The 23,112-nt window shown below is 65.7% G+C and carries 20 protein-coding genes; 14 read left to right on the top strand and 6 right to left on the bottom strand.

Annotation, left to right across the window (positions count from 1 at the left end; genetic code table 11):
• Positions 1-137 precede the first annotated feature (137 nt).
• Complete coding sequence (gene rnc, locus LO787_RS00175) at positions 138-806, bottom strand: ribonuclease III (protein ID WP_232493883.1); 669 nt, start codon at positions 804-806, stop codon at positions 138-140.
• Positions 807-1,664, bottom strand: a complete 858-nt coding sequence (lepB, locus tag LO787_RS00170) for a signal peptidase I (protein ID WP_232493882.1) — start codon at positions 1,662-1,664, stop codon at positions 807-809.
• 150 nt (positions 1,665-1,814) lie between these two features.
• On the opposite strand from lepB, the gene pgi reads away from it, so the two are divergent.
• A complete protein-coding gene (gene pgi / locus LO787_RS00165) occupies positions 1,815-3,335 on the top strand; it encodes a glucose-6-phosphate isomerase (protein WP_232493881.1) in 1,521 nt (506 codons plus the stop codon).
• Positions 3,336-3,501: 166 nt separating this feature from the next.
• On the opposite strand, the gene LO787_RS00160 is transcribed toward pgi, so the two are convergent.
• Positions 3,502-4,149 (bottom strand): RBBP9/YdeN family alpha/beta hydrolase, encoded by a 648-nt coding sequence (locus tag LO787_RS00160; protein ID WP_232493880.1) that lies wholly within the window; start codon positions 4,147-4,149, stop codon positions 3,502-3,504.
• Positions 4,150-4,306: 157 nt separating this feature from the next.
• On the opposite strand from LO787_RS00160, the gene gor reads away from it, so the two are divergent.
• The 10 genes from gor (at position 4,307) to LO787_RS00110 (ending at position 16,608) form a co-directional block, all read left to right on the top strand.
• Positions 4,307-5,653, top strand: coding sequence for a glutathione-disulfide reductase (gor, locus tag LO787_RS00155; protein WP_232493879.1), 1,347 nt, complete (start codon positions 4,307-4,309; stop codon positions 5,651-5,653).
• Positions 5,654-5,942: 289 nt separating this feature from the next.
• Positions 5,943-7,469, top strand: coding sequence for an acyl-CoA carboxylase subunit beta (locus tag LO787_RS00150; RefSeq protein WP_232493878.1), 1,527 nt, complete (start codon positions 5,943-5,945; stop codon positions 7,467-7,469).
• A gap of 89 nt (positions 7,470-7,558) precedes the next feature.
• Positions 7,559-8,740: a beta-ketothiolase BktB gene (gene bktB, locus LO787_RS00145; RefSeq protein WP_232493877.1), complete on the top strand. Its 1,182-nt coding sequence runs from the start codon at positions 7,559-7,561 to the stop codon at positions 8,738-8,740.
• A 5-nt stretch (positions 8,741-8,745) separates the two neighbouring features.
• Positions 8,746-9,183: a methylmalonyl-CoA epimerase gene (gene mce / locus LO787_RS00140; protein ID WP_232493876.1), complete on the top strand. Its 438-nt coding sequence runs from the start codon at positions 8,746-8,748 to the stop codon at positions 9,181-9,183.
• Positions 9,184-9,312: 129 nt separating this feature from the next.
• The gene (scpA, locus tag LO787_RS00135; protein ID WP_232493875.1) at positions 9,313-11,463 is read left to right on the top strand and encodes a methylmalonyl-CoA mutase; all 2,151 of its coding nucleotides are present in this window, start codon (positions 9,313-9,315) and stop codon (positions 11,461-11,463) included.
• An 83-nt stretch (positions 11,464-11,546) separates the two neighbouring features.
• Positions 11,547-12,599 carry a biotin synthase BioB gene (gene bioB, locus LO787_RS00130; RefSeq protein ID WP_232493874.1) on the top strand — a complete coding sequence of 351 codons (1,053 nt, stop codon included), beginning with the start codon at positions 11,547-11,549 and terminating at the stop codon, positions 12,597-12,599.
• Complete coding sequence (locus LO787_RS00125) at positions 12,596-13,453, top strand: alpha/beta hydrolase (protein WP_232493873.1); 858 nt, start codon at positions 12,596-12,598, stop codon at positions 13,451-13,453. The genes bioB and LO787_RS00125 overlap by 4 nt, the downstream gene beginning before the upstream one ends.
• Positions 13,435-15,456 carry an acetyl-CoA carboxylase biotin carboxylase subunit gene (locus LO787_RS00120; RefSeq protein ID WP_232493872.1) on the top strand — a complete coding sequence of 674 codons (2,022 nt, stop codon included), beginning with the start codon at positions 13,435-13,437 and terminating at the stop codon, positions 15,454-15,456. The genes LO787_RS00125 and LO787_RS00120 overlap by 19 nt, the downstream gene beginning before the upstream one ends.
• Before the next feature lies 1 nt (position 15,457).
• A complete protein-coding gene (locus tag LO787_RS00115) occupies positions 15,458-15,829 on the top strand; it encodes a tRNA-binding protein (RefSeq protein WP_232493871.1) in 372 nt (123 codons plus the stop codon).
• Positions 15,829-16,608, top strand: a complete 780-nt coding sequence (locus LO787_RS00110) for a thioesterase family protein (protein WP_232493870.1) — start codon at positions 15,829-15,831, stop codon at positions 16,606-16,608. The genes LO787_RS00115 and LO787_RS00110 overlap by 1 nt, the downstream gene beginning before the upstream one ends.
• Before the next feature lie 41 nt (positions 16,609-16,649).
• On the opposite strand, the gene LO787_RS00105 is transcribed toward LO787_RS00110, so the two are convergent.
• The 3 genes from LO787_RS00105 to LO787_RS00095 all read right to left on the bottom strand — a co-directional run bounded on the left by LO787_RS00105 (position 16,650) and on the right by LO787_RS00095 (position 20,021).
• Positions 16,650-18,026 carry a peptide MFS transporter gene (locus LO787_RS00105; protein WP_232493869.1) on the bottom strand — a complete coding sequence of 459 codons (1,377 nt, stop codon included), beginning with the start codon at positions 18,024-18,026 and terminating at the stop codon, positions 16,650-16,652.
• A 313-nt stretch (positions 18,027-18,339) separates the two neighbouring features.
• Positions 18,340-19,446 (bottom strand): 3-dehydroquinate synthase, encoded by a 1,107-nt coding sequence (gene aroB, locus LO787_RS00100; RefSeq protein WP_232493868.1) that lies wholly within the window; start codon positions 19,444-19,446, stop codon positions 18,340-18,342.
• A complete protein-coding gene (locus tag LO787_RS00095) occupies positions 19,437-20,021 on the bottom strand; it encodes a shikimate kinase (RefSeq protein ID WP_232493867.1) in 585 nt (194 codons plus the stop codon). The genes aroB and LO787_RS00095 overlap by 10 nt, the downstream gene beginning before the upstream one ends.
• 58 nt (positions 20,022-20,079) lie before the next feature.
• On the opposite strand from LO787_RS00095, the gene LO787_RS00090 reads away from it, so the two are divergent.
• From LO787_RS00090 to LO787_RS00080, 3 genes are read left to right on the top strand one after another with little or no spacing between them, the layout of a single operon-like run.
• The gene (locus tag LO787_RS00090; RefSeq protein ID WP_232493866.1) at positions 20,080-20,250 is read left to right on the top strand and encodes a hypothetical protein; all 171 of its coding nucleotides are present in this window, start codon (positions 20,080-20,082) and stop codon (positions 20,248-20,250) included.
• Entirely contained in the window at positions 20,247-22,139 is a 1,893-nt protein-coding gene (locus LO787_RS00085) for a hypothetical protein (protein WP_232493865.1), read from the top strand. Before LO787_RS00090 ends, LO787_RS00085 begins: the two co-directional genes overlap by 4 nt.
• A 43-nt stretch (positions 22,140-22,182) precedes the next feature.
• The gene (locus tag LO787_RS00080; RefSeq protein ID WP_232496427.1) at positions 22,183-23,031 is read left to right on the top strand and encodes a tyrosine recombinase; all 849 of its coding nucleotides are present in this window, start codon (positions 22,183-22,185) and stop codon (positions 23,029-23,031) included.
• The last annotated feature ends 81 nt before the right edge of the window (positions 23,032-23,112 follow it).

The raw sequence follows: 23,112 nt of genomic DNA, 5'->3' as shown, positions 1-23,112 counted from the left end.
TGCTTCGATTCTTCGACACGCTCAGAACTCGGCATGAGCGGCCATTCAAACATACAATAGGACAAAAACAATTCCCGCTCATCCTGAGCTTGTCGAAGGGGCATCCCGGACGTCGTCGGACACCGGGCCGATACCTCTTACCCGAATTTCCTCATGAACTCTTCGGCTGCGCCGGTTTCGGCGCCTTGCCTGGAATTCGCGGTGGCCTGAGCAGATCCGACATTGTGGATCGACACCTCGACCGTGAAGCGCGCCGCGTGATCGGGGCCTGAACGCTCGATCAGCTTGTACTCGGGCATGCGGCGGCGGTTGCCCGCGGCCCATTCCTGCAACGCCGACTTGGGGTGCTTGCGCTTGCCGGTCTTGCCCTGAAGCGTATCGGCCCACAGGCCCAGCACCATGTCGCGCGCGGCTTCGAACCCGCGCTCGGTGAAGCAGGCGCCGATCAGCGCTTCCATCACGTCGCCCAGGATGTTCTCCGAATCCTGACCGCCGTCATCGCGCGCCTGCTTGCCGAGGCGCATGTGCGGGCCGAGGCCGATCTCGCGTGCGATGGTGGCGCAGGTGGCCCGGCTGACCAGCGCGTTGAGGCGCTGCGACAGGCGGCCTTCCGCCTCGTCGCTGCCGCGGAACAGCCATTCGGCCACGGACAGGCCGAGCACCCGGTCGCCCAGGAACTCCAGTCTTTCGTAATTGCGCTTCTCGCCGGTGGAACCGTGCGTCAGGGCCGAGAGCCAGAGCGCTTCGTCGAGCGGCTCCACACCGGCATGCTTGGTAAGAAAGTCGCGGGTCTTGGCGTCAAGCACTCAGATGACGCTCCCGATGCGGCTCCAGCGCGCGGCGGTGAACCAGGTCCAGGGCTTGATCCATTCGGCCGAGCCGTCGGTGGAGAACATCATGATCGATGCCTTGCCGACGAGGTTTTCCTGCGGGACCATGCCGACGCCGCCGCCCTCGACCGCCGGGAAGCGGCTGTCCATCGAGTTGTCGCGGTTGTCGCCCATCAGGAACAGGTGGCCTTCGGGCACCACGAAGACGCCGGTATCGTCCTGCGGGGTGGGGCCCATGTCGAGCACGGTGTAGCTCTTGCCGTTGGGCAGCGTCTCGCGGAACTGCGGATAGGAACAGACGTCCTTGCCGTTATCCGTCGTCTCGAAGCCGGGGCCGCAGTCGGTGTTGGGGCTGACGGGCACGATGAAATTCGCGACCTTCACCTTGGGCACCGACTTGCCGTTGATCCACAACTGTCCGCCCTTCATCTGCACTTCGTCGCCGGGCAGGCCGATGACGCGCTTGATGTAGTCCACGTCGTTGTCCGGCGGGGCCTTGAAGATGACGACGTCGCCGCGCTCGGGCTGGCTGGCGAGTACGCGGCCCGGGATCAGCGGCAGGCTGAACGGCAGCGAATACTTCGAATAGCCGTAGGACCACTTGGTTGCGAACAGATAGTCGCCGGTCAGCAGCCGCGGCAGCATGGACTCGCTGGGGATGTTGAAAGGCGAGATGATGAAGCTGCGCAGCACGACCACGCCCAGCACCAGCCAGAAGAGGAACGAGAAGAAGTTCTCGTCCTTCTTCACGGGCCTGCCGTCCTTGGGGCTGTCCGTGGATGCTGCGGGCTTTTCCGCGGCGTCGATCTTGGTGGCGCTATGGGTATCGCTCATGGCCAAACCCTTGCTCATGGGCGGGGGCTTGCGTCAAGTGCGATCCCGACCAAGGTGGAAGGGCGACCGATAATTGCACAACTCGGGCTTGGATTTCGCACCTGCAAAACGCATAAGGCGCTCCGAAATGCCCTAGAGGAGATGCATGGCATGAGCGAAGCGGTATGGAACAAGCTGCAGGGCCTCGACAAACCCACTCTGAAGCAGCTTTTCGATGCCGACTCCGGTCGTCTCGATACGTTTGCGACGCGCTTCGACCTGGGTGAGGAGGAAAGCTCCACCGGCATCCTGTTCGACTGGTCGAAGACCCATCTCGACGCCGCGCATGTGGCGGCGTTCGAGGAACTGGCCGAGGTGCAGGACTTCGCGGGCCGCCGCGCCGCGTTGTTCGCCGGGGAGATCGTCAACCCGACCGAAGGCCGCGCCGCCGAGCACACCGCCCAGCGCGGCGTCGGCAAGGAGGAGAGCGTCCATCTCGCCGCCGAGAACCACCACCGCATGGCCGCCATCGTCGAGGCTATCCACCGCGGCGCCATGGGCGAGGTCAAGCACCTCATCCACGTCGGCATCGGCGGCTCCGCGCTCGGCCCGGCGCTGGCGATCGACGCGCTGGCCCGTGAGGGCGCGATGGTGGACGTACACGTCGTCTCCAACATCGACGGCGCTGCTCTGGAGCAGGCTTTCGCGAAGTGCGACCCCGCCACCACGATGCTGGCGATCGCCTCCAAGACCTTCACCACCATCGAGACGATGACCAACGCCGACAGCGTGCTGATCTGGCTGCGCGAGAACGGCGTCGAGGATCCCTACGGTCGCGTTGTCGCGCTGACCGCAGCGCCTGCCAAGGCGATGGAGTGGGGCGTCGACGAGACGCGCATCCTGCCGTTCTCCGAGAGCGTGGGCGGGCGATACTCGCTGTGGTCCTCGATCGGTTTCCCCGTCGCGATGGCGCTCGGCTGGCCGGACTTCGCCGAGTTCCTCGACGGTGCGGCGGCGATGGACGTGCATTTCCGCGACACCGACGGCCTCGCGAACCTGCCGCTGCGCGCAGCCTTCGCGGACCAGTACTACACCCGCCTGCGCGGCTGCCAGACCCGCGCGGTCTTCGCCTATGACGAGCGCATGGCGCTGCTGCCGGACTATCTCCAGCAGCTGGAGATGGAATCGAACGGCAAGCGCGTGACCTTCGACGGCCAGCCGGTCGAAGGGCCGACCTCGCCGATCACTTGGGGCGGCGTCGGGACCGATGCTCAGCATGCGGTGTTCCAGCTGCTCCATCAGGGTACCAATCTGGTGCCGGTGGACTTCATCGCCTCGATCGCGCCGGGCCACGACCTCGCCTTCGACCATCACCGCATCCTGCTGTCGAACTGCTTCGCGCAGGGCGCGGCGCTGATGGCGGGCAAGCACAGCGACGATCCGGCGCGCGCCTATCCGGGCGACCGTCCCTCCGCGACGATCCTGGTGGACGACCTGACTCCCGCCACCTTCGGCGCGCTGGTCGCGTTCCACGAGCACCGCACCTTCGCCAACGCGGTGCTGCTGGGCATCAACCCATTCGACCAGTTCGGCGTCGAGCTGGGCAAGGAGATCGCCAGGCAGATCGAGGCGGGCGGGACGCAGTTCGACCCCTCGACGACGGCGCTGCTGGCGCTGGCGGGGATCGCGTGATTTCGGGCGGGGCTGCGTGCCTCGCCTTTTCGTCATTGCGAGCGTAGCGAAGCAATCCAGAGGCCCACAAGCCGTGCTGGATTGCTTCGCTACGCTCGCAATGATGATATAGTTCACCGGGGCGCCCTGAGGACGCCCCGGTTCGCAGGGGAGGCGTTCAGCGCCGTCAGGCGCGGAATTCGAGGCCCTCGGCCCAGTCGGCGGATGCGGGCAGCGCCGATCCCGGCGACGATACGCCGCCTTCGACCAGCTTCGAGAGCAGGCGCTTGCCGTCCTCCCAGCTGCCGATGCCGGAGTCGGCGTTGATGTGCCCGGCGTGCCCCGCATCGACGAACGTGCTCCCCCAGCGCCGGGCGAGGCTCTTCGATGTCTCGAAGCCCATCCATGGATCGTTCTGGCTCGCGACCAGCAGCGAGGGGAAGGGCAGCGCATCGGCAGGCGTCGGCGCGAAGCCGGTTACGCGCTCGTCCCTCGGGAAGAAGTCGACCTCGGGCGGGGCGACCAGCATGGCGCCGATCACCGGGGCCGACCAGCTCGGCTGTTCGAACTTCGACCACCAAGCCGTCAGGATGCAGCCGAGGCTGTGCGCCACGATCACCACCGGGCGTCCGGCGCGATGCACGGCCAGGTTCAGGCGGTTGATCCAGGTGTTGCGGTGTGGGTTGTCCCAGGTGCCGAGTTCGACCAACTGGCTGTTCTCGATCTCCTCCGCCCAGCGGCGCTGCCAGTGGCGCGGCCCGCTGCCGTCGAGGCCGGGGACCAGAAGGATCAGGGGTTCCTGCTTGCGTGCCTGCGCATCATTCGGATCGGACATCGGCGATCTCCCAAAGCAATGCGGACGATATAAACTCAACCAATTAAGTTGACAATATGTCGGAGCGGCGCTGCGGCAGGAAGAAAGTCTTGGGCGGCGGATGGAAATTGCTGCCGCCCTATCCCATATGCGCGGCAATCCTAAGGAGCATCCGCGAATGGCCGACTACGATTATGATCTCTTCACCATCGGTGCCGGTTCGGGCGGCGTCCGCGCAAGCCGCGTCGCTGCCGCGCATGGCGCGCGTGTCGCGGTGGCGGAAGAGTACCGGGTCGGCGGCACCTGCGTGATCCGGGGCTGCGTGCCCAAGAAGATGCTCGTATATGGAGCGCACTTCGCGGAAGATCTGGAGGACGCCAAGCACTTCGGCTGGGATGTCGGTGAGCGTAAGTTCGACTGGAAGAAGCTGCGGGACAACGTGCTGGGCGACGTCGACCGGCTCAACGGCCTCTACAAGCAGACGCTCGAGAACAACAACGTCGAGGTCTTTCATGAGCGGGCGACGATTACCGGTCCCAACGAGATCACGCTGGGCAGCGGTGAGAAGAAGACTGCGAAGTACATTCTGATCGCCACCGGCGCGCGGCCGCATGTGCCGACCTGCCCTGGTCACGAATACGGGATCACTTCGAACGAGGCATTCCATCTCGATGCCATTCCGCGCCGCGTCCTTATCGCCGGGGCCGGGTACATCGCCAACGAATTCGCAGGCATCTTCCACCAGTTCGGCGCCAAGGTGACGCTGATGAACCGCTCGGACCAGATGCTGCGCGGCTATGACGAGAGCGTGCGCGACCGGCTGCTGCAGATTTCGCTGATGAAGGGGATCGATTTCCGTTTCAATGCGAACTTCGAGAAGATCGAGAAGCAGGAAGACGGATCGCTGCTCGTGTTCATGAGCAACCATGAGCCGCTCAACGTCGATTATGTCCTCTTCGCCACCGGCCGCGTGCCCAACGTCGAGGGGCTTGGGCTCGAGGACGTCGGCGTCAGCGTGAATGAGCGCGGCGCGATCCAGGTCGACGGCAACTCGCGCACCAGCGTGCCGAGCATCTACGCCGTGGGCGACGTGACCGACCGCGTGCAGCTCACCCCCGTTGCCATCCGCGAAGGTCAGGCCTTTGCAGACACGGTGTTCGGAAACAAGCCGACCACGCTGGACTATTCGTGCATCCCCTCGGCCGTGTTCAGCCATCCGCCGATTGCCGGCGTCGGTCTGACCGAAGCACAGGCGATGCAGCAGTACGGCACGGTGAAGGTCTACACGAGCGACTTCCGCCCGATGAAGAACGTCGTCGCGCATCGCAACGAGCGTTCGCTCTACAAGATGATCTGCGACGAGCCGACCGGCAAGATCCTGGGCATCCACATGATCGGCCCGGACGCGCCGGAGATCATGCAGGTCGCCGCCGTGGCGGTGAAGGCCGGGCTGACCAAGGCGGACTTCGACGCGACCGTAGCGATCCACCCGACGATGTCGGAAGAACTGGTACTGCTGAAGTGATGCAATAGCCGTCATCCCGGCGCATGCCGGGACCGTGGGCAGTCTTTAGATGCGACCTCACATCGAGGCGCCCGCTCGAAGGGTATCACCTCAAGACTTGCCCACGGTCCCGGCATGCGCCGGGATGACGGGGTTTGGATTACCCTCTCCATATCGCCTGACGGATAGATCGCAGGCACACCTGCGATATGTCTTAACCGCGCGATTAAAAACAGTTGACCTGACGGCTTTCCCCGTCTTACGCGGATGCAGCAATTGACGCTGTATGCGCCGAGGCAAGGGAATCCGGATGTCAGCAAATATCGCCGAAATGGAGAAGCGTCGGGCTGCGGCCAAGCTGGGCGGCGGGCAGAAGCGCATCGACGCGCAGCACGCCAAGGGCAAGCTGACCGCGCGCGAACGCCTCGACGTGCTGCTGGACGAAGGCAGCTTCGAGGAGATGGACCTCTACGTCGAGCATGACTGCGTCGACTTCGGCATGCAGGACCAGAAGATCCCCGGCGACGGCGTCGTCACCGGCTCCGGCACGATCAACGGCCGTCTCGTCTACGTGTTCAGCCAGGACTTCACCGTTTTCGGCGGCTCGCTCTCCGCGCGCCACGCACAGAAAATCTGCAAGGTCATGGATGCGGCGATGAAGGTCGGCGCGCCGGTGATCGGGCTCAACGATTCCGGCGGCGCGCGCATTCAGGAAGGCGTCGCCTCGCTCGGTGGTTATGCCGACGTGTTCCAGCGCAACGTGCTCGCTTCGGGCGTGGTGCCGCAGCTTTCGCTCATCATGGGGCCTTGCGCGGGTGGCGCGGTCTATTCGCCGGCGATGACCGACTTCATCTTCATGGTGAAGGACAGCTCCTACATGTTCGTCACCGGCCCCGAAGTGGTGAAGACCGTCACCAACGAGGTGGTGACGCAGGAAGAGCTTGGCGGCGCGATCACGCACTCCAGCAAGACCTCGGTATCCGACCTCGCGCTGGAGAACGACATCGAGGCGCTGCTGGCGGCGCGCGACTTCTTCGACTTCCTGCCGTCCTCCAACCGTGACGGCGTGCCGGAACGTCCCAGCGCCGATGCGTGGGACCGGCTTGAGCCCAGCCTCGACACGATCATCCCGCCTTCGGCCAACCAGCCGTATGACATGCACGAAGTCATCCGCAAGACGGTGGACGAGGGCGAGTTCTTCGAACTCCAGCCGCTTCACGCGGGCAACATCATCATCGGTTTCGGCCGTATCGAGGGCAAGACCGTCGGTATCGTCGCCAACCAGCCGATGGTGCTGGCGGGCGTGCTCGACATCAACTCGTCGAAGAAGGCCGCGCGGTTCGTGCGCTTCTGCGATGCGTTCAGCATCCCGATCATCACCTTCGTCGACGTTCCGGGCTTCCTGCCGGGCACCGATCAGGAGCACAACGGCATCATCAAGCACGGCGCCAAGCTGCTGTTCGCCTATGGCGAGGCAACCGTGCCCAAGATCACCGTCATCACCCGCAAGGCCTATGGCGGCGCTTACGATGTCATGAGTTCCAAGCACCTGCGCGGCGACCTCAACTACGCATGGCCCACCGCCGAGATCGCGGTGATGGGCGCCAAGGGCGCGGTGGAGATCATCTTCCGCGGGCAGGACGCGGATGGCATCGCCGCCAAGACCAAGGAATACGAGGACCGCTTCGCCAACCCCTTCGTGGCGGCGAGCCGGGGTTACATCGACGAGGTCATCTACCCGCACTCGACCCGCCGCCGCATTGCGCTCGGCCTGCGCAAGCTGCGGAACAAGGAACTCGAAAACCCCTGGAAGAAGCACGACAACATCCCGCTCTAAGACGGGAGTGGCCTTTTTGAGAGTACCGTGACGGCGACCGGAGGCCGAATAGGGCGTCCGGTCGATAACAAGGGATTGGAAGTCAGGTCATGGAAGAAGTCTACATCGTCAGCGGCGTGCGCACGGCAGTCGGCGACTTCGGCGGTTCGCTCAAGTCGTTCATGCCCTCGGATCTCGGCGGCCTCGTCGCCACCGAGGCGCTGAAGCGCGCGGGGATCGAGGCCGAAGCGGTCGGCCATGTCGTCATCGGGCAGGTCATGCCGACGAGCGCGCGAGACCAGATGCTGGCCCGCGTGATCGGCATCAATGCCGGCATTCCGCTCGCAACTCCGGCACTGACGTTGAACCGCCTGTGCGGCTCGGGCGTACAGGCGATCGTGTCTGCCGCGCAGATGATGAAGCTGGGCGAGGCCTCGGTGACGCTCGCGGGCGGCGCCGAAGTCATGTCCAACGTGCCCTACCATGACCACGGTGTGCGCTGGGGCAGGAAGATGGGCGCCAACACGCAGGAAGACGCGCTGACGCTCGGCCTGTCGGACGCCATCGGCGGCTACCACATGGGCATCACGGCGGAGAACGTGGCGGAGCGCCACTGCGTCAGCCGTGACGACATGGACGCGCTCGCCGTCACCAGCCACCAGCGCGCCGCGAAGGCCATCGCCGAGGGGCGCTTCAAGGAGCAGATTCTTCCGGTCGAGGTGAAGACTCGCAAGGGCGTCACCGTGTTCGACACGGATGAGCATGTGAAGGGCGACACCACCCTCGAAGTGCTCGGCGCGATGCGCACCGCCTTCAAGAAGGACGGCACCGTCACGGCCGGCAACGCCAGCGGCATCAACGACGGCGCCGCCGCCGTGGTGCTGGCGACCGGATCGGAAGTCGAGAAGCGCGGCCTCAAGCCGTTCGCTCGCATCGTCGCGTGGGGTCACGCAGGCGTGGAGCCGGAATACATGGGCGAGGGCCCGATCAAGGCTGTCCCCATCGCCCTCCAGCGCGCAGGGCTCTCGCTCGACCAGATGGACGTGATCGAGAGCAACGAGGCGTTCGCCGCGCAGGCCGCTGCCGTTGCCAAGGTGCTCGGCTTCGACCCCGAGAAGGTGAATCCCAACGGTTCGGGCGTGTCGATCGGTCATCCCGTCGGCGCGACGGGAACGATGCTCACCATCAAGTGCATGTATGAACTGAAGCGCATCGGCGGCAGGTACGGCCTCGTCACCATGTGCATCGGCGGCGGGCAGGGTATCGCCCTCATCATCGAGAACGTGGAGTAACGAACGTGAAGCTCGGTCGCATGAACCACATCGGCGTCGCGACGCCTGATCTCGACGCTTCCATCGCGTTCTACCGGGACGTGATGGGCGCGACGGACGTGACCGAGCCGTTCGTGCTCGAAAGCCAGCAGGTGCGCGTCTGCTTCGTCAATACGCCGGGCGAGAACGGCACTGCGGGCACGCAGGTCGAACTGCTCCAGCCCACCACGCCGGACTCGGCGGTAGGCAAGTGGCTGGAGAAGAACCCGCTCGGGGGGCAGCACCACATCTGCTACGAAGTGCCGGACATTCACGCGGCCAAGGCGTGGTTCGAGGGCCTCGGCAAGCGCGTGCTGGGTGAACCCCGCATGGGTGCGCACGGGACGCTGATCTTCTTCGTCCATCCCAAGGACATGGGCGGCCAGCTCACCGAGATCATGGAAACGCCCAAAGAGGCGCACTGAACTGACGTCGTCCCGGCGAAGGCCGGGACCGTGGGCTGTCTTTAGGCGCAGCCCAGCCGGGAAGCACTTGCCTAAAGACAGCCCGCGGTCCCGGATCAAGTCCGGGACGACGAGTGAAGGAATTGGGATATGGCCGACATCAACGACTGGCAGGCAGCGGCGACCAAGGAGGTCAAGGGCAAGGATCTGACTTGGGACACGCCCGAGGGTATCGCGGTCAAGCCGCTCTACACCGCCGAGGACGTGACCGTCGATCCGGGCCTTCCGGGCTTCGCGCCCTTCACGCGCGGCGTACGCGCCTCGATGTATGCGGGCCGTCCCTGGACCATCCGCCAGTACGCGGGCTTCTCCACCGCCGAGGAATCGAACGCCTTCTATCGCCGCAACCTTGCAGCTGGTCAGAAGGGCCTCTCGGTCGCCTTCGACCTTGCGACGCATCGTGGTTATGACAGCGACCACCCGCGCGTGGTCGGCGATGTCGGCAAGGCGGGCGTTGCGATTGACTCGGTCGAGGACATGAAGATCCTGTTCGACGGCATTCCGCTCGATCAGATGTCGGTCTCGATGACCATGAACGGCGCGGTGATCCCGATCCTCGCGTTCTTCATCGTCGCCGGTGAAGAGCAGGGCGTCGACCGCAAGCTGCTCGACGGGACCATCCAGAACGACATCCTCAAGGAGTTCATGGTCCGCAACACCTACATCTACCCGCCCGAGCCCTCGATGCGGATCATTTCGGACATCTTCGGCTACACCAGCCGCGAGATGCCCAAGTTCAACTCGATCTCGATTTCCGGCTACCACATGCAGGAAGCTGGCGCGACGCAGGTGCAGGAACTGGCCTTCACCATCGCCGACGGCGCGGAGTACGTGAAGTACGGCGTGGCCTCGGGCCTCGATATCGACAAGTTCGCGGGCCGCCTGTCGTTCTTCTTCGCCATCGGCATGAACTTCTTCATGGAAGTGGCCAAGCTGCGCGCCGCGCGCGTGCTGTGGCACCGCGTGATGACGAACCTCGGCGCCAAGGACGAGCGTAGCAAGATGCTGCGCACCCACTGCCAGACTTCGGGCGTGTCGCTGCAGGAGCAGGACCCCTACAACAACGTGATCCGCACCACGATCGAGGCGATGGCCTCGATGCTGGGCGGCACCCAGTCGCTGCACACGAACGCGCTCGACGAAGCGATTGCGCTGCCGACCGACTTCTCGGCGCGCATCGCCCGCAACACCCAGATCATCATCCAGGAAGAGACCGGGATGACGAAGGTGGTCGATCCGCTGGGCGGCTCCTATTACATCGAGGCGCTGACCCAGCGGTTGGTCGATCAGGCGTGGGAGATCATTGAGCGCGTCCAGTCCGAAGGCGGCATGGCCAAGGCCGTCGCCGCCGGCTGGCCCAAGGCGATGATCGAGACGGCGGCCGCTGCCCGTCAGGCCCGCGTGGACCGGGGCGACGACGTGATCGTCGGCGTCAACAAGTACCGCCTTGCGAACGAAGACCTGCTCGAAACGCTGGAGGTCGATAACGCCAAGGTCCGCGAATCGCAGATCGCCCGCATCAACAAGATGAAGGCGGAACGCGACGAAGCCGCCTGTCAGGCCGCCCTCAAGGCCCTGCGCGACGGTGCCGCCGCGCCCGCCAGCATCGAGAACAACCTGCTCGCACTCGCCGTCGAATGCGCCCGCGCCCGCGCGACGCTGGGCGAGATCTCCTCCGCCATGGAAGAGAGCTTCGAGCGCTACGGCACCCAGCCGACCCCGGTGAAGGGTGTCTATTCCGCACCTTACGAGGGCGACAGCCGCTGGCAGCAGGTGCTCGACGGGGTTCAGGCAGTCGAACGCCGCCTTGGCCGCAAGCCCAAGCTGCTCGTCGCCAAGATGGGGCAGGACGGCCACGATCGCGGCGCGAACGTGATCGCCTCCGCGTTCGGGGACATGGGCTTCGAGGTCGTCTCCGGCCCGCTGTTCCAGACGCCCGAGGAAACCGTGGTGCTGGCGCTGGACAACGGGGTCGACGTCGTCGGTGCCTCCAGTCTCGCAGCGGGACACAAGACGCTGATCCCCGAACTGATCCAGCAGCTTCGCGATGCGGGTCGCAGCGACATCAAGGTCATCGCGGGCGGCGTGATCCCGCCGCAGGACTACGAATACCTGCGCAATGCGGGCGTTCAGGGCATCTACGGCCCCGGCTCGAACGTGGTGGAATGCGCCGCCGACGTGCTCAAGCTGCTCGGCCACAACATGCCGCCGCTCGGTTCCGAGTTGCAGGCCGCAGAGTAAGGCTTGTGCTGGATCAGGGTCGCGCCAGCGCCTATGGCGTGGGTTTGGCCCCAAGCCCCGACGGGTCCAGCTAAGGAATGATCATGACCGATACCCCCTCCATCACCCCCCGTAACGACTGGACCCGCGAGGAAATCGCGGCGCTGTTCGACCTGCCGTTCACCGAGCTGGTCTTCCGCGCCGCCGAGGTTCACCGCGCCAGCCATCCGGCGAACGAGGTGCAGCTTTCCACGCTGCTCTCGATCAAGACCGGCGGGTGCGTGGAGGATTGCGGCTACTGCTCGCAGTCGGTTTCGGCCAACAGCGGCGTCAAAGCGACCAAGCTGATGGAGGTCCAGCAGGTTCTCCAGCGCGCGGCGCAGGCGGCGGATCAGGGTTCGACCCGCTTCTGCATGGGGGCCGCCTGGCGCAACCCCAAGGACCGCGACATGCCCGCCATCATCGAGATGGTGAAGGGCGTGCGCGCCATGGGCATGGAAACCTGCATGACGCTGGGCATGCTGACGCCCGAACAGGCCGACATGCTGAGCGATGCGGGCCTCGACTACTACAACCACAACATCGACACCTCGCCCGAACGGTACGATCAGGTCATCACCACGCGCACGATGGAGGATCGCCTCGACACGCTGTCGAACGTGCGCATGGCGGGCATCAACGTGTGCTCGGGCGGCATCGTCGGCATGGGCGAGACGCGCGCCGACCGCGTAGGCTTCGTCCACACGCTGGCGACGCTGCCGGATCACCCGCAGTCGGTCCCGGTCAACGCGCTGGTGCCGGTGAAGGGCACGGTGCTGGGCGACATGCTGGCCGACACTCCGCTCGCCAAGATCGACGACGTTGAGTTCGTGCGTACCGTCGCGGTGGCGCGCATCACCATGCCGCTCTCGATGGTACGCCTGTCTGCGGGGCGCGAGTCCATGTCGGAGATGACGCAGGCGATGTGCTTCATGGCCGGCGCCAACTCGATCTTCACCGGCGACAAGCTGCTGACCGCGCCCAACGCGGGCGACGACAACGACCTGGCGATGTTCGCGCGCCTCGGCATCAAGCCCATGGCCATCGAACTGACCCCGGCGCAGGTTGAAGCCCAGCGGATGCCAAAGGGCTGCGCGAAGCTGGAGGCTGCCGAGTGATCGACCGGGCGGGATCAATGCTGCTGGCGTTGTCCTGCCTCCTTTCCGTGCCGGGCGCTGCGATTGCCGCAGCGCCTGCGCCCACTCCGATCACGATCGGACAAACACACCTCGTTGCCTTTGCCGACGACGATCTGCGTCAGGTCAACGTCTACCTGCCCGAAGGCTATGCGGCCGGGACCGAGCACTATCCGGTGCTCTATCTGATCGACGGCGGTCTTTCCCAGGACTTCCTTCACATCGCGGGGACAAGCGCACTCAACGCGATCTGGGGGCGCTCGCTGCCGGTCATCGTCGTCGGGATCGAGAGCAAGGACCGCCGCGCCGAACTGATCGGCAGCGCGGGCAACGCCGCGCAGCACAAGCAGTACCCGACCGCCGGACAGTCCGCACGGTTCCGCGCTTTCCTGCGCGAGAAGGTCAAGCCGCTCGTCGAAGCCGACTATCGCACCAACGGCGATGACGGCGTGATCGGGGAATCGCTGGCGGGGCTGTTCATCGTCGAGACGTGGCTGCGCGAGCCCGGCCTGTTCCACCGCTATGCCGCCATTGACGCGAGCTTGTGGTGGGATGACGCGGCGCTTGCGAATGCCGCTGCGGGTCTGCTCGCGGCGAACCGCGGGACGGCTGAGCTATATCTGACCTACTCCAATGAGGGGCCGGATACCGCCATAGCCGCACAGCGCGTGGCCAGTTCGGGCGGCTCGCTGGTCTGCCTCTCGCCGCGCGAAGACCTGACTCACGCGACGGCGTACCACGTCGTTTCGCCGCAGGCGCTGCAGTTCCTTTTTCCGACTGACAACAAGCATGACCCTGAATGGGGCTTCGAGGTGACATGTTCAAAAAAATCCTGATCGCAAACCGGGGCGAGATCGCCTGCCGCGTCATCAAGACGGCGCGCCGCATGGGCATCCAGACCGTTGCCGTCTATTCCGATGCCGATGCCCGCGCGCCGTTCGTGCAGATGGCCGATGAGGCCGTCCACATCGGCCCGGCATCTGCGGCGCAATCCTACCTGATCGCCGACAAGATCATCGCTGCCTGCAAGCAGACCGGCGCCGAAGCGGTCCACCCGGGCTACGGCTTCCTGTCCGAGCGCACCTCGTTCGCAGAGGCGCTGGCCGCAGAGGGCATCGAGTTCATCGGCCCTCCCGTCGGCGCGATCGCGGCGATGGGCGACAAGATCGAATCCAAGAAGCTGGCCAAGGAAGCGGGCGTCAACGTCGTCCCCGGCTTCGTGGGCGAGATCGAGGACACCGAGCATGCCGTCCGCATCTCGAACGAGATCGGCTACCCGGTGATGATGAAGGCATCGGCGGGTGGCGGCGGCAAGGGCATGCGCCTCGCCTACACCGAGCAGGACGTGCGCGAGGGCTTCGAGAGCGTGAAGCGCGAGGGCCTCAACTCCTTCGGTGACGACCGCGTCTTCATCGAGAAGTTCATCCTCAATCCGCGCCACATCGAGATCCAGATCCTCGGCGACAAGCACGGCAACATCCTCTACCTGAACGAGCGCGAATGCTCGATCCAGCGCCGCCACCAGAAGGTGGTCGAGGAAGCGCCGTCGCCCTTCGTCACGCCCGCAATGCGCAAGGCCATGGGCGAGCAGTGCGTCGCCCTGTCGCGCGCGGTGGGTTATTATTCGGCGGGCACGGTGGAACTGATCGTCTCGGGCGCGGACCCGACGGGCGAGAGCTTCTACTTCCTCGAAATGAACACCCGCCTGCAGGTGGAGCACCCCGTCACCGAAGCGATCACCGGCGTCGACCTCGTCGAACAGATGATCCGTGTCGCGGCGGGCGAGAAGCTGGAGATGACGCAGGACGACGTGAAGATCGACGGTTGGGCCATCGAAAACCGCGTTTACGCCGAAGATCCCTATCGCGGCTTCCTGCCCTCGACGGGCCGCCTCGTGCGCTACAATCCGCCGGTCGAAGGCTGGACGGATGACGGTGCCGAAAACGGCCGCCGCGGCATTGACGGCATCCGCGTGGACGATGGCGTCTACGAAGGCGGCGAAGTCTCGATGTTTTACGACCCGATGATCGCCAAGCTCATCACCTGGGGCGAGACGCGCGACGAGGCGGCGGACAAGCAGATCGCCGCGCTCGACGCGTTCGAGATCGAGGGCCTTGGCCACAACATCGATTTCGTCTCGGCCATCATGCAGCACCCGCGCTTTCGCTCGGGCGAGCTGACCACCGGCTTCATCGCAGAGGAATATCCCGAGGGCTTCCACGGTGCGCCCGCGTCGGACGAACTCAAGGTGCAGCTTGCCGCCGTCGCCGCCTTCGTCGCCACCGCGCGCGCCGACCGTTCGCGCCGGGTCGAAGGCCAGCTTGGCGGCCCGCTCGATCCTCCGGGCGAATGGGCCGTGACCATCGATGGTAGCACCTTCGCGGTGGAGCTCGATGAAGACCTGCTGACGGTCAATGGCGAGGAAGTCGAACTCGAACTCGAATACACCCCGGGCGACCGCTTCGTGGACGCCGAGGTCGATGGCGAGGATCTGACGCTCAAGCTGGATGTCACCCGCACCGGCTTCCGCATGACCACGCGCGGCGCGATCCACAAGGTCGACTGCCTGCCCGCACATATCGCCGGTTACACGCAGCACATGATCGAGAAGATCCCGCCGGACCTCTCGAAGTACCTCATCTGCCCGATGCCGGGCCTGCTCGTCTCGCTCAACGTGGGCGAAGGCGACAAGGTCGAGGCCGGTCAGCCGCTCGCGGTGGTCGAAGCCATGAAGATGGAGAACATCCTGCGCGCCGAGAAGTCGGGCGTGGTGAAGTCCGTCAACGCCAAGGCAGGCGAAAGCCTTGCGGTGGACGCGATCATCCTCGAGATGGAGTGATATGCATCTCGACCACGACCCTGCCGCGCCTCCGGGCGAAACCATAGGCTTCGACGACTTCCTCAAGGTGGACATCCGCATCGGCACCATCGTCGGCGCGGAAGTCTACGAGGGAGCGCGGAAACCCAGCTACAAGCTGCGGATCGATTTTGGTCCCGGCATCGGTGAAAAGAAGAGCGTCGGCCAGGTTGCCGCGCTCTACTCTCCCGAGGAATTGGTCGGGCGGCAGGTGGCGGCGGTTGTGAACTTTCCCGTCCGCCAGATCGGCAAGGCGCTGTCCGAAGTGTTGACGCTTGGCTTCGCGGATGAGGAGGGGAGGGTGACGCTGTTCTCGCCCGACAAGAGGGTGCCTGACGGATCACGGCTGTTCTGATGCTGTCGCTGGGAGAGATGCTGGCGGGGGCGGAGCCGATTGACGGCGGTTTCGCGCTGGAGATCGGCGAGGATTGGCTTCAGGGACGCACGGCGTATGGCGGGTTGACTTCGGCCATTGCGCTGGCCGTCGCGCAGGGCGTTTCCGATGACCTGCCGCCGCTGCGCTCCGGGCAGTTGTCGATGATCGGGCCGCTGGCCGGGCGCATCGAGGCGCGCGCCAAAGTGCTCCGGCAAGGGCGCAACGCGACGTGGGTTGCCGCCGAACTGACCGGCGAGGGCGGCGTGGGGTTCACCGCCAGCTTCGTCTTCATGCGCAGGATCGAGAGCGTGCTGTCGCTCGATCACTATCCGCTGCCGGATGGCGTGATCCCGCTCGACGAGGCGAAGCCGGTGCCGACGGATCAGGCTCCGGCCTTCCTGCGCAACCATTTCGAGGTGCGCTTCGCCATGCCCAAATCGGCGCTGGGCGAGGCGGACTTGTGCTGGTGGGTACGACCACGCGAGCGGGGAGGGCTTTCGCTCGAGGTCGAGTGCCTGCTGTGCGGTGATGTGCTGCCGGTAGCGGTCTGGCCGCTGCTCGGATTCAACGTGCCGATCTCGTCGATGCAGTGGCACGTCAACATGCTGGATGCGAGCCCGACGGCGGACGGGTGGTGGCTGATCCGCTCGACCAGTCAGTTCGCTCGCGATGGCGGGGCGAGCGAGCATATCATGCAGTGGAGCGCTTCAGGTGCTCCGGCGATTGCGGGGATGCAGTCGGTCGCCGTCTTCGGCTGATTGGTGCGTCATCCCGGATCAAGTCCGGGGCGACGAATTGTCTAGGCCATCAACCGTTTGGCAAAGAACAGGCGGAACACACCGAAGCCGACCAACGCCACGGCCGCCGAGCCCATGTGGAGCAGCCAGAACTGCGTCGTCGGCATCGTCTCGAACAGTGTGCCGATCTTGCCCACGGCAAGGTTCGCCCCGAAGAACGCCAGATAGTAGATGCCCACGATCGAGGCATTCAGCGCCTTGGGAGCGAGACGGGTGAACAGCGCAAGGCTGACGGGCAGCAGGTGCGCGAAGCCGATCGAGTTCACGAGGTGGAACATCACCGGCCAGAACAGGCCGATCTTGGCAATCCCCTGGGTGGCTGCGGCCATGTAGAGGCACGCACCGCCGCCGACGATGAACGCACAGCCGAGGATCATCTTGCCCAGTTCGTCCGGCTCCTTGCCGGTGCGCTTGCCGACGAAGGCCCAGAATGCAGCGACAGCCACCAGCATCGAGAAGCTGAGCGTCGCGTCGATGGTTATCATCCAGCTTGTCGGCAGCGTCTCGCCCATAAAGCTGAGTTGGAACTGCTGGTCCGCCCAGACGAGATAGGCGTTGAAGATCTGCTGGTTGGTGAGCAGCGAGACGCCCATGATCGGCACAAGCGCCAGTACCGCCAAAAGGCGCGGCCCGTCGCCCTTTTCGAACTTGGCGCGGGGTTCGGACGATTTCACCGGCTTGCTGCCTGCGGGCAGGAACGGCGTCGCGTAGAGGTAGATCAGCAGGCCCAGCACCATGACCACGCCTGCGCAGCCGAAGCCCCAGTGCCAGCCCACCTTCTCGCCCAGCGTGCCCGACACCAGCGGCGCGGCGATCACCGAGACGTTGATGAAGATGTAGAAGATCTGGAACGCCATGGCACGGCGGATGTCGCCCGGCTTGTAGAGTTCACCCACCTGGCTGGCGATGTTGCCCTTGAACAAACCGACGCCGATGACGAGCGAGATCAGCGCGAGCAGGAACGCACCCTCGAACGCCATCAGGAAGTGACCGAGCGACATGACGACCGCACCCGCGATCAGCGCCGCGCGGCGACCGAGCAGCAGGTCGGCCAGCACCCCGCCGAGGATCGGCGTAAGATAGACCAGCGCGGTGTAGGTGCCGAAGATTTCCGAGGCGAGCGGCTGGCCGCTGAGGCCCGGGAACAGGTGCGTTTCCACCCAGTTCAGGCCGATTATGCTTTCCTGACGACCCGGCACCAGCAGATACTTGACCATGTAGAGCGTCAGCAGCGTCTGCATCGAGTAGTAGGAAAACCGTTCGCACGCCTCGACCAGCCCGAGATAGCCGAGGCCCTTGGGGTGCCCGAGGAATGCCCGGTCGTTTCGTGCGGCCTCCTCGGGAAAATCGAGTTCGGGGATCGCTTCGGCTGCCGTCATGTCTGTCCCGTAATTATCTTGTGCGGCGACGCAATCGCCGTTCTCGCGCGAGCAATGTCACGCGGATTTAGCGAGGTCAAACATGAACGGGCAATGGCTGAAAAGGCGGCAGGCCGATCGACCTGCCGCCTCCGCAACGCCCCGGGGGATTCGCACGGGGCGTCTCGGCCCCCCGGCCAGCGTGATTACGCCTACCCTGTGAAGGGTGTGCATGGAGGTAACGTGCGGAAGCGGCGGCCTGATCCGTGGTTCGTCGTGCAAGCGGCACGCGATGGCGTGCTGTACTTGTCGAAGTCCTTTCGACGGAGCGCTTTTATCGAGCCAGTTCCTCGTTGAGAAACGCTGCGACGTCCTCCAGAGAGACTTGCTTGTCGAGATAGGTCTGGCCGATACCCTTCATCAGCAGGAAAGGCAGGGTGCCTGCGTCCATCTTCTTGTCGTGCAGCATATGCCGCACCAGCGCGGCGCCGTCGCAGTCGAGCCCAAGCGCGCGCAGGCTGGCAGGGAGGCCGATATCGCCGATATGCTGCGCAACATGTTCGGCGCTGACTGTGGGCATCAGCCCGCGTCGGGCAGAATAGCGCGCCGCCAGCACCATGCCCAGCGCCACGCCCTCGCCATGCAGCAAGCGCGAGGAGAAGCCGGTCTCCGCTTCCAGCGCGTGGCCGAAGGTATGCCCCAGATTGAGCAGCGCGCGGCGGCCAGTGGTCTCGAACTCGTCCTCGGCGACGATACGCGCCTTCGACGCGACCGAGTGCGCGACGGCGTATTCGCGCAGAGCCCCGTCACCGGCCAGCATGGCGCCTGCATTGGCGTCGCACCAGGCGAAGAAGTCCGCGTCGTCGATCAGTCCGTACTTCACGACCTCAGCATAACCGGCGAGCAGGTCGCGTTCGGGCAGCGTTTCCAGCGCGGACAGGTCGGCCAGCACCAGCGAAGGCTGGTGGAATGCGCCGACGAGGTTCTTGCCCGCCGGAGTGTTGATCGCGGTCTTGCCGCCGACGCTTGAATCGACCTGTGCGAGCAGGGTCGTCGGCACCTGGATGAAATGGCACCCGCGCTTCAGGACCGAGGCGCAGAAGCCGGTCAGATCGCCGATCACACCGCCGCCAAGCGCGATGATGTGGTCGCCGCGCTCGACTTCCAGATCGAGCAGCCAGTTCACCGTTGCGGCGAGTTCCTCCCACGACTTGGTCTGTTCGCCCGGCGCAAGGATGCGCCAGTGCGGCTCGTGCCCGTTGTCGCGCAGGGACTTCTCGACGATCGCGCCCCAAGCCGCATGGACATTCGCGTCGGTGACGATGGGCACACCGCGCTTGCGCAGCTTGCCTCGGCAGTTCGGGGCGAGTTCGGCCAAAAGCCCGGCGCCGACGCGCACTTCGTAGGGGTGACCGGCGATATCGACGGGGATCACAGCCATTGGGATATTCCGTGAAGAACCTTGTTGATCGTCTGGACGTGCGGCCCACTGCCGCTGACCACATGAATCGGCGCCTGCGCGTAGTGGACGGCGCGCTCCTCACGCAGTTTGCCGAGGATTTCGCGCGGGTCGCCGTCACGCAGGAGCGGACGGTTGTCCTTGCGCGCGGTCCGCTCGACGAGAGTATCCACCTCGCTGTCGAGCCATACGGTGATCGCCTTGTCGAGGATCAGCGCGCGGGTTTCCGGATTGACGAAGGCGCCGCCACCAGTGGCGATGACGATGCGGCGTTTCGCCTCGACGCTTTCCGTCAGGAGACGCGCGATCACGCGGCGCTCGCCGTCGCGGAAGTATTGTTCGCCATAAGCGTCGAACATCTCGGGGATCGTCATCTGCGCGGAGCGCTCGATCTCGTCGTCGGCATCGACGAAGGGACAGTCGAGCAGACTGGCGAGCCGCTTGCCCACGCTGGACTTGCCGACGCCCATCATGCCCACCAGAACGATGGGCCGGTCGATACGGCGGGCGAGCGTCGCAATTTCCTGCGCGGAAAACCGGGTTTGTTGAACGTCCATTGCCCCATCGCCTATAGTTGCGCTAGGTCGCAGCGCAAGCATGGTTGAAGGAAGACGAGTGAGCATCGTGAAGCGCAGGCGCAGGGTCGCACCGGTCGTCGCCATCATCGTTCCCGTCGCCCTGATCGCGCTGGGTGTCGCGGCCTGGAACGACGCGGGCAAGCAGCCGGTCACCGATCAGACTATTGCCGTGCCTTTGCCGCCGCTATCCAAGGGTGATGCCAAGTGAGGGCGGTCAACCTGCTCGCAGGGGCGGCGCTGGCGCTGACCTCGGTCTGGGCGGTGGCTCAGGAAAATCCCGAATCGCTGCTTCCCAAGATGTTCGACGAGCCGGCGGCGCAGCCTTCGCGAACCGCAACGCCGCGCCCGACCCCCCGTCCCACGCCGCGACCGAGCGCCAGCGCTGCGGCACCGCGCCCGGCGGCCGCAGCGCCTGCGTCGACTTCGACTTCCACGCCGGTGGTTCAGGCGATCCCGACCGCTGCGCCGACTGCTGCTGCTACGACCTTCGCGCAGGACGACGGCACGCTGCGCCGCATTCCGAGCCTTGAAGAACTCGAAAAGATGTCGCCCGAGGATTTCGAGGCGCTGCTCGGGGCCAAGGTGGTGATCGACATGCCGCCCGCCGCGCGCCGCTCGGCCGACGAGGCGGGCATGCTTGGCGCCGACGAAGGCGGGCTGCCGATGGACTCGCTCGCGAGCCAGAACGGCAGCCTCGTTCGCGTGGCGCTGACGGGCAATCGCGGGCAGCTCGTATCGCGCTGGGGCCACATTCTGCTGCGCCGCGCGCTCGCCTCGCGCCTCAACCCGCCGCAGGGGATGAGCGCGGCGGACTTTCTTGCGATGCGCGTCGGCCTGCTGCTGCGCATGGGCGAGACTGACGCGGCGCGCGTGGTGCTGCAGGATCTCGACATCGCCGACTACACGCCCGCCTTCGGGCAGGTCGCCTTCGACGTCTATTCGCGCAATGCCGACTTCACCGGCCTGTGCCCGGTCATGGCGACGCAGGGCTCGCTGCGTGACGATGCGATGTGGAACACCTCGCGCACCATCTGCGAGGCGTTCCGGGGCAACAGCACGGCGGCGATCTCGAAGCTGGAGCGGGACCGCGTGCGCGGCACGATGGACCAGATCGACCTGCTCCTCGCGCAGAAATACGCGGGTTCCGCCGGGAAGGCGCGGCGCGCGGTGACGATCGAGTGGGACAAGGTCACGACGATGACGCCGTGGCGTTACGGCCTCGCCATCGGCACCGGGCTGGAGCCCCCCGCATCGCTGATGACTGCTGCCGGACCCTCCTACGACTACGCGACGGCGCTCGCCCCGATGGTGAGCCTCTCGCGCCGTGCGGCGGCTGCGGATCGCGCGGCGGCTGCGGGCGTGCTGTCGAACGCGGCTATGGTCGACCTCTATTCTCAGATCTTTGCCGATCCCGATGTCACCGGCGAATGGCAGGATCGCGCGGAATCCCTGCGCGACGCCTATACGCTGGAAGATCCGGCTGCGCGGCTGGCGTCGATGCAGGCGCTGTGGAACGTCACCGGCTCGGCGCTCTATGCGCGGCAGGTGCTGACGGCAGCGGCGGCGGCGCGAATGGCGCCGAGTGCGGACCTTGCCGACAGCGCGCCTTCGCTGATCGCCTCGATGCTGGCCGCTGGGTACGACGCCAATGCGCTGCGCTGGTCGAGCGTGGTGGAGGCCGGGTCGAGGGCGTGGGGCCTGCTGGTCCTTGCCGCTCCGGGCCGCGTCAATGCGGTGGACAACGGCGCGCTCGACAACTTCGTCGATGGCGATGACAGCGCCGAAAAGCGTCGTTCGGCCTTCCTCGCCGCCGGTCTCGCCGCGCTGGAGCGTGCCGATCGCGGCGCGGCGGAGCGGATCACGCGCGATGCGGGCATGGACATGGGCGGCTCGACCCGCTGGACGCAGGCGATCGACAGCGCAGCCAGCCGGGGCGACCAGGCCAGCGTCGCGCTGCTCGCGGCCTTCGGGATGCAGGGCGACAACTGGCAGCGCATGACGCCGCGTCACCTGTTCCACATCGTTTCGGCCCTGCGCGTGGTCGGGCTCGACGCGGAAGCGCGGATGATCGCGGCCGAGGCGGTCGCGCGGGTCTGACGGCCCAGTGGCGGGAGACGACCTTCCCGAACGGTTCCTCGCGATGCTCGCCGCCGAGCGCGGTGCGGCGGCCAATACACTGGCTGCCTATCGCCGCGATCTGGAAGCCGCCCGCGAGATGCTGGGCGACGTCGCGAGCGCCGACGCGGATGCGCTTGAAGGCTTGGCCACCGCATGGGGCGGACTTGCCGCGTCCAGCCTTGCCCGGCGCTGCTCCGCACTGCGACAGTTCTACGGCTTCCTGATCGACGAGGGCTTGCGCAAGGATGACCCGTCCGGGGCACTGCCTCGTCCGCGCACACGTCGCCCATTGCCTCGCCTGCTCAGCCACGATGAGGTCGAGCGCTTTCTGGCGCAGGCCGACGAGGAGGCGGCGAGCGGCCGTTCGGACGCTGTGCGGCTGCTGGCGCTGCTCGAATTGCTTTATGGTTCCGGCTTGCGCGCCACCGAACTGGTTTCCCTGCCACTCGCCGCCGTGCCGAGGGACGCGCCGTTCCTCCACGTCACCGGCAAGGGCGGGCAGCAGCGGATGGTCCCGGTCAGCACCCGCGCTCAGGCCGTGCTCTCGCGCTGGATGGCGGTCAGGCGCGGCACCTCGCGCTTCCTGTTTCCTTCGAGCGGGGAGAGCGGGCACCTGACGCGTGTGCGGCTGTTCCAGTTGCTGCGCGCGCTGGCGGGCAGGGCGGGGCTCGATCCCGAGCGCGTCTCGCCGCACGTCCTGCGCCATGCCTTCGCGACGCATCTGCTGGAAGGCGGAGCGGACTTGCGCGTGTTGCAGATGCTGCTTGGCCACGCCGACATCGCAACGACGCAGATCTATACGCATGTCGACAGCGCGCGCCTCGTCGCGCTGGTCAATTCGCGGCATCCGCTGGCGACGGGACAGGGTTGAGCAGGGAACAAGCGCCTTGCGCGCCTCGTTTCCTGCCTCGGGAAGATTTTTGGAAGTTGAAGGGAGCGACATGGCCATGAA

Source organism: Novosphingobium kaempferiae (assembly GCF_021227995.1).
GTDB classification, from domain to species: Bacteria; Pseudomonadota; Alphaproteobacteria; order Sphingomonadales; family Sphingomonadaceae; genus Novosphingobium; species Novosphingobium kaempferiae.
Note: the sequence above shows the minus strand (reverse complement) of the source record. Positions and strands in the feature narration are given on the sequence as shown.

Coding starts and splice junctions, on each gene's coding strand:
- lepB (WP_232493882.1), bottom strand. CDS start 1,664: ATGAGCGATACCCATAGCGCCACCAAGATCGACGCCGCGGAAAAGCCC.
- pgi (WP_232493881.1), top strand. CDS start 1,815: ATGAGCGAAGCGGTATGGAACAAGCTGCAGGGCCTCGACAAACCCACT.
- LO787_RS00160 (WP_232493880.1), bottom strand. CDS start 4,149: ATGTCCGATCCGAATGATGCGCAGGCACGCAAGCAGGAACCCCTGATC.
- gor (WP_232493879.1), top strand. CDS start 4,307: ATGGCCGACTACGATTATGATCTCTTCACCATCGGTGCCGGTTCGGGC.
- LO787_RS00150 (WP_232493878.1), top strand. CDS start 5,943: ATGTCAGCAAATATCGCCGAAATGGAGAAGCGTCGGGCTGCGGCCAAG.
- bktB (WP_232493877.1), top strand. CDS start 7,559: ATGGAAGAAGTCTACATCGTCAGCGGCGTGCGCACGGCAGTCGGCGAC.
- scpA (WP_232493875.1), top strand. CDS start 9,313: ATGGCCGACATCAACGACTGGCAGGCAGCGGCGACCAAGGAGGTCAAG.
- bioB (WP_232493874.1), top strand. CDS start 11,547: ATGACCGATACCCCCTCCATCACCCCCCGTAACGACTGGACCCGCGAG.
- LO787_RS00120 (WP_232493872.1), top strand. CDS start 13,435: ATGTTCAAAAAAATCCTGATCGCAAACCGGGGCGAGATCGCCTGCCGC.
- LO787_RS00115 (WP_232493871.1), top strand. CDS start 15,458: ATGCATCTCGACCACGACCCTGCCGCGCCTCCGGGCGAAACCATAGGC.
- LO787_RS00110 (WP_232493870.1), top strand. CDS start 15,829: ATGCTGTCGCTGGGAGAGATGCTGGCGGGGGCGGAGCCGATTGACGGC.
- LO787_RS00105 (WP_232493869.1), bottom strand. CDS start 18,026: ATGACGGCAGCCGAAGCGATCCCCGAACTCGATTTTCCCGAGGAGGCC.
- aroB (WP_232493868.1), bottom strand. CDS start 19,446: ATGGCTGTGATCCCCGTCGATATCGCCGGTCACCCCTACGAAGTGCGC.
- LO787_RS00095 (WP_232493867.1), bottom strand. CDS start 20,021: ATGGACGTTCAACAAACCCGGTTTTCCGCGCAGGAAATTGCGACGCTC.
- LO787_RS00080 (WP_232496427.1), top strand. CDS start 22,183: ATGCTCGCCGCCGAGCGCGGTGCGGCGGCCAATACACTGGCTGCCTAT.